Here is a 5,631-nt window from a genome sequence, read left to right on the forward strand (position 1 = left end):
ACGAAACCCTCCAGGACGCCGCGCTCGTCCTCGTCTTCATCGTCCTGGGCGGGCTGTTCAACGTCGCCGAGATCTCGCTGATCTCCCTGCGCGAGGGCCAGATCAGGGCGCTGGAGGCGCGCGGCACCCGGCGGGCCGCCCGGGCCGCGCACCTCGCGGCCGACCCCAACCGCTTCCTGGCGGCCGTCCAGGTCGGCGTCACCTGCATGGGCTTCCTCTCCGCCGCCTTCGGCGCCGACACGCTGGCCGGCAAGGTCGCCCCGCTGTTCGTCCGGGCCGGGCTCTCCGAGGGCGTCGCCGACGCCACCGCGCTGGTCGGCCTCACCCTGGTGATCAGCTACGCCTCGCTGGTGCTCGGCGAGCTCACCCCCAAGCGGATCGGCCTCCAGCGGGCCGACTCCATCGCGGTGCTGGCCGCGCCGGTGGTCGACGTGATGTCGGTGGTGCTGCGCCCGGCGATCTGGCTGCTCGGCCGCTCCACCGATCTGATGGTCCGGCTGCTCGGCGGCGACCCCGCCGCCGGGCGCGGTTCGATGAGCTCCGAGGAGCTCCGCGGCCTGGTCGCCGCCAGCACCGAACTCGGCAGCGACGAAAGGACGTTGATCGCCGACGTGTTCGCCGCCGGGGAGCGTCAGTTGCGCGAGGTGATGGTCCCGCGCACCGAGGTGACCTTCCTGGACGCCGAGCGCCCGCTCGCCGAGGTCCGCGTCCAGGCGGACTCCTCGCCGCACTCCCGCTACCCGGTGATCGAGGGCAGCTACGACGCGGTGGCCGGCTTCGTGCACGTCCGCGACCTCTACGGGGCGCGCGGCGAAGGGGCCGCCAAGGCCCGCGACCTGGCCCGCCCGGTCAAACTGCTGCCCGGCACCAAGCGGGTGCTGGAGGCGATGGGCGAGATGCGCCGCGAGGGCCACCACCTGGCGATCGTGGTCGACGAGTACGGCGGCACCGCCGGCATCGTCACCCTGGAGGACCTCGTCGAGGAGGTGGTCGGCGAGATCCGTGACGAGTACGACACTCCCGAGCCCGCCCCCACCCGGCGGCTGGCCGGCGGCGGCGTGGAACTCGACGGCCTGACCAACCTGGCCGACTTCGCCGAGGAGACCGGCGTCACCCTCCCCGAGGGCCCCTACGAGACGGTGGCCGGCTGCCTGGTCGCCGCGCTCGGCCGGCTGCCCGCCGACGGCGACCTGGTGCGGATCCCGGCCGGCCCGGGCGAGGAGGTGCTGCTGACGGTGGCCAAGCTGGAGGGCCGGCGGATCGCCCGGGTCGGGGTGAGTGCGGTCACACTGGCGGAACCGCCGGGGCCGGAGGTTTCCTGACCGGTCGGTGGAACTGGAACAATGGCCCGCATGGTCAACGCAGCGGTCACTGGTCCGGTCAAGGACCGTCCCCGGGTGCTCTCCGGGATCCAGCCCACCTCGGGCTCGTTCCACCTCGGCAACTACCTGGGCGCGGTGCGCCAGTGGGTCGATCTGCAGAAGGAGAACGACGCCTTCTACATGGTCGTCGACCTGCACGCGATCACCGTCGAGCAGGATCCGGCGACGCTGCGCCAGAACACCCGGATCTCCGCCGCCCAGCTGCTCGGCGCCGGCCTGGAGCCGGAGCACTGCACCCTGTTCGTCCAGTCGCACGTGCCCGAGCACGCGCAGCTCGGCTGGGTGATGAACTGCCTCACCGGCTTCGGCGAGGCCTCCCGGATGACGCAGTTCAAGGACAAGTCGGCCAAGCAGGGCGCCGCCGGCACCTCGGTGGGCCTGTTCACCTACCCGATCCTCCAGGTCGCCGACATCCTGCTGTACCAGGCGGACGCCGTCCCGGTCGGCGAGGACCAGCGCCAGCACGTGGAGCTCACCCGGGACCTCGCGGAGCGCTTCAACACCCGCTACAGCCCGACCTTCACGGTCCCGAAGCCGTACATCCTCAAGGAGACGGCCAAGATCCAGGACCTCCAGGACCCGGCCATCAAGATGAGCAAGTCGGCGTCCTCCGCCAAGGGCCTGGTCAGCCTGCTCGACGAGCCGAAGGCCAGCGCCAAGAAGTTCAAGAGCGCCGTCACCGACACCGGCACCGTGGTCTCCTACGACGAGCAGGAGAAGGCCGGCGTCTCCAACCTGCTGCGGATCCACTCCGCCCTGAGCGGGCAGTCGATCGAGCAGCTGGTCGCGCACTTCGAGGGCAAGATGTACGGGGCCCTGAAGACCGAGCTGGCCGATCTGTTCAGCGAGTGGGTGACGCCGTTCCAGGAGCGCACCAGGAGCTTCCTGGACGACCCGGCCGAGCTGGACCGCGTCCTCGCGCTGGGCGCCGGGAAGGCCCGCGAGGTGGCGTCCGAGACGCTGGCCACGGTGTACGACCGGATCGGCTTCCTCCCGGCCGCCAAGCGGTGACTCCGCTGACGAGCCTGCCCGGTGGTGAGGGCCTCCCGGAGGCCCTCACCATCGGCGTGTCCGTCAGCGTCCCGGATCCGTACGGCGCGGCGGTCCAGGACGCGCGGGCCGGGCACGGCGATCCGCTGGCCCGGTCGATACCCACGCACGTCACGCTGCTGCCGCCCACCGAGGTGCCGGCCGAGCTGCTGCCGAAGATCGAGGAGCACCTGGCGGCGGTGGCCGCCGCGCACCGGCCGTTCCGGATGGTGCTGCGCGGCAGCGGCAGCTTCCGCCCGGTCTCCCCGGTGGTGTTCGTCCGGGTCGAGGAGGGCGAGCGGGAGTGCCGGCTGCTGGAGGCGGACATCCGCTCCGGCCCGCTGGCCCGGGAGCTGGCCTTCCCCTACCACCCGCACGTGACGGTGGCGCACGGGCTCGCGGACGACGTGCTGGACCAGGCCTACGAGCAGGCCCGGTCCTTCCACGCGGCCTTCCCGGTGCCCGGGTTCGGCCTCTCCCGGTTCGACGCGGACGAGGTCTGGCGCCCCTGGCGCACCTACGGCTTCGGCTGACCGGCGGGCCCGGCGGGGCCGCCGAGCTCCAGCATCCGGTCGACCACCCGGCGGGCGGCGGCGCCGTCGTCGAGCGCGCAGTGCACCTCCTGGAAGCGCCGGTAGCGCTCGGCGTACCCGGCGGGCACGGCGCCCCCGCCGTCGGCGAGTTCGCGCAGCGCCGCGACCAGCGCCGCCGAGTCCTCCAGCAGCGGGCCGGGGGCCTGCGCCTCGAAGTCGAAGGCGAAGCCGCGCAGGCTGTCCCGGTAGTGCGCCAGGTCGTAGGTGAAGAACAGCACCGGACGGCCGGTGATGGCGAAGTCGAACAGGATCGACGAGTAGTCGGTCACCAGGACGTCGGCGACCAGCAGCAGTTCCTGCACGTCCGGGTAGTCGGCGCAGTCGACGGCGAAACCGTCCCCGGTGCCCGCCAGCGGCTCGCGGACGTGCGCGTGCGGCCGCAGCAGCAGGACGTGGTCGTCGCCGAGCGCCCGCCGGGCCCGGTCGAGGTCGAGCCGCAGGTCGAACCGGAAGCCGTCGCCGTCCGGGCGCGGCCGGTCCTCCCGCCAGGTCGGCGCGTAGAGCACCACCCGGCGGCCCTCGGGGATGCCGAGCCGGTGGCGGACGGCGGCCGCCCGCCGCTGGTCGGGGCGGGCCAGCACGTCGTTGCGGGGGTAGCCGGACTCCAGGATCTCCCCCCGGTAGCGGAACGCCCGGCGCAGGATCGGGGTGGCGAACGGGCTGGGGGACAGCAGCAGGCTCCAGTGCGGGGTCTCCCGGTCGAGCGCGGCGAGGTAGCCGTGGTCGGCCAGCCAGGGGTTGTCGACGTCGTGGGCGATCCGCTTGAGCAGGGCGCCGTGCCAGGTCTGGACGACGACCTGGCCGGTGCGGCGCCGCAGGAAGTCCGGGAAGTGGGTGTTGCCGACGAGGTAGCGGCTGGTGGCCAGCGCCCGGTACCACTCCGGGCTCCAGACCCGGACGGCGCGGACCCCGGCGGGCAGCTCGGCCTGCGCGTCGTCGACCACCCACAGGTGTTCCAGCGGCGTGCCGCGGCGGGCGAGTTCGGCGTGCACGGCGCGCGGTGAGTCGGCGTAGCCGCGGCCGCCGAAGACGTCGTACAGCACGGCCTCGCGCAGCGGCTCGCGGCGGGCGGCGGGGTAGCCGGCGGTGCGCTGACGGGCCTGGGTCCAGGCGCTGCGCTCGGTGGCGCTGAGGACCGGCGTGGAGTCCAGCAGCAGGGTGTCGCGCCAGCGGCGCTCCAGCACGATCCGCTTGCCGCCGGTCTGGGTGGCGGCGGGCAGCGCGGCCAGGACGGCGGCCGAGGCGGTCAGCGGGCGGGCCGGGCCGGTCCCGCCGACGGGGTGCAGCGCGGCCTCCCACAGACCCTTGCGCAGCGGCAGGGCGGTGCCGTCGGAGCCGGTGCGGGTGACGGGCAGCCGGATGGTGAAGCGCGCGTCGGGGCCGGGTTCGACCGGGTGACGGACCTCGGTGCCGCTGACGCTGTGCCGCAGCACGAGTTCGAGCGGGCCGGGCGCGGGGCAGCGGCCGGTGAGTTCGAAGCCGCCGGCCTGGACGGTGAACCGCTCGACCCAGCCGGCGGCGGGCCGCACGCACAGCTGGAGCCGGCCGTCGGCGAGGTGCTTGAGGTGCAGCACCCGGTCCTCGGCGCCGGGCAGCGGGTGCTGGCCGGCCACCGGCCCGGAGCGTTCGTCCAGGACGAGGCGGTCGACGGCGCCGTCCGGGTCGACCAGCTCGACGTCCCAGTGCTCCAGGTCGCCGGTGCCGCGCCCGTCGGCGGTGAACAGCGCGTACGGCAGGTGCGCGGTGAGGGTCCGTCCGGTGCGGACGGCGGGTTCGGTGCGGACGGCGCCGCTCTCGCGGTGGCGCAGCCGCAGGACGGTGCGGGCCTGTCCGGGATCGGCGCTGGTGAGGTGCAGGGCGATCCCGTCGGGGGCGGGCACGGCCCGGTCGAGGCGGACGGCGGGGCGTTCGAGGCGCAGGGCGAGCCGGCCGTCGGCGAAGTGCGGCTGGAGGCGGACGTCGTGGTCCACCCAGCGGGCGGGCGGGTACTCGCCGGAGCCGCACCAGTGCGGGGCGAGGCCGCCGTACTGGCGGCGCAGCCGGGTGGGACGGGCGAGGGTGAACAGGGTGGTCTCGACGTGCCAGTCGCCGAGCAGCCAGCCGTCGGGGCCGCGCAGCCGGCGGGGTTCGACGAGGGCGGTGAAGCCGGCCCAGTCGTGGTTGTGCTCGGGCTGGGCGCTGTCGTCGGTGATCTCCGGGAACCGGCGGGGCCGAGTGGGGACGTGGAAGGGCTCGTCGTGGTCGCCGCGGCGCAGGGTGAGCCAGGTCCAGGCCGAGCCGGGGTGGGCGGTGGGCCGGTCGTCGGGCCGGGCGAAGCCGGTGAGTTCGAGGCCGCGGCCGTGCCAGCGGGCGCGCAGCAGTCCGAAGGCGGCGTTCTCCTCCTCGCCCGGCAGCGGGGCGCCGAAGCGGGGGTCGCCGAAGCGGGGCGCGGCGTGCGGGAGGACGAACCGGGTGAGGACAGCCATTTCCACGGACCTTTCTCGGCGAGAATTTCCATCTCACCCGGAAAGTCATCCGAGGTCAATTTGGGAATGGCGTTGTCATTAGCTGAAAAGTTCTCCCCGGAAACGCCAGTTCGAAGTTCCGGAATGTCGCGCGAGGCCGTTGCCGGAAAGGTCGCCGGAAAA

Annotated in this window: 4 protein-coding genes; 3 read left to right on the plus strand and 1 reads right to left on the minus strand. The window is 73.9% G+C overall.

Annotated features, from left to right (window positions below):
• From ABD308_RS35850 to ABD308_RS35860, 3 genes are all read left to right on the plus strand, one after another.
• The coding region (locus ABD308_RS35850) for a hemolysin family protein (protein ID WP_344344296.1) at positions 1 to 1,322 on the plus strand (1,322 nt) is incomplete at its 5' end.
• Between the two features lie 30 nt (positions 1,323 to 1,352).
• On the plus strand, positions 1,353 to 2,393 hold the full coding sequence (trpS, locus tag ABD308_RS35855) for a tryptophan--tRNA ligase (RefSeq protein ID WP_344344298.1): 1,041 nt from the start codon (positions 1,353 to 1,355) through the stop codon (positions 2,391 to 2,393).
• A complete protein-coding gene (locus ABD308_RS35860) occupies positions 2,390 to 2,944 on the plus strand; it encodes a 2'-5' RNA ligase family protein (protein WP_344344301.1) in 555 nt (184 codons plus the stop codon). Before trpS ends, ABD308_RS35860 begins: the two co-directional genes overlap by 4 nt.
• Here the strand turns inward: ABD308_RS35860 and ABD308_RS35865 are convergent.
• Positions 2,929 to 5,469: a CDP-glycerol glycerophosphotransferase family protein gene (locus ABD308_RS35865; RefSeq protein ID WP_344344304.1), complete on the minus strand. Its 2,541-nt coding sequence runs from the start codon at positions 5,467 to 5,469 to the stop codon at positions 2,929 to 2,931. The two genes, ABD308_RS35860 and ABD308_RS35865, sit on opposite strands and share 16 nt — an antisense overlap.
• Positions 5,470 to 5,631 lie beyond the last annotated feature (162 nt).

The sequence above is a fragment of the Kitasatospora putterlickiae genome (genome assembly GCF_039527695.1).
Taxonomy (GTDB): domain Bacteria; phylum Actinomycetota; class Actinomycetes; order Streptomycetales; family Streptomycetaceae; genus Kitasatospora; species Kitasatospora putterlickiae.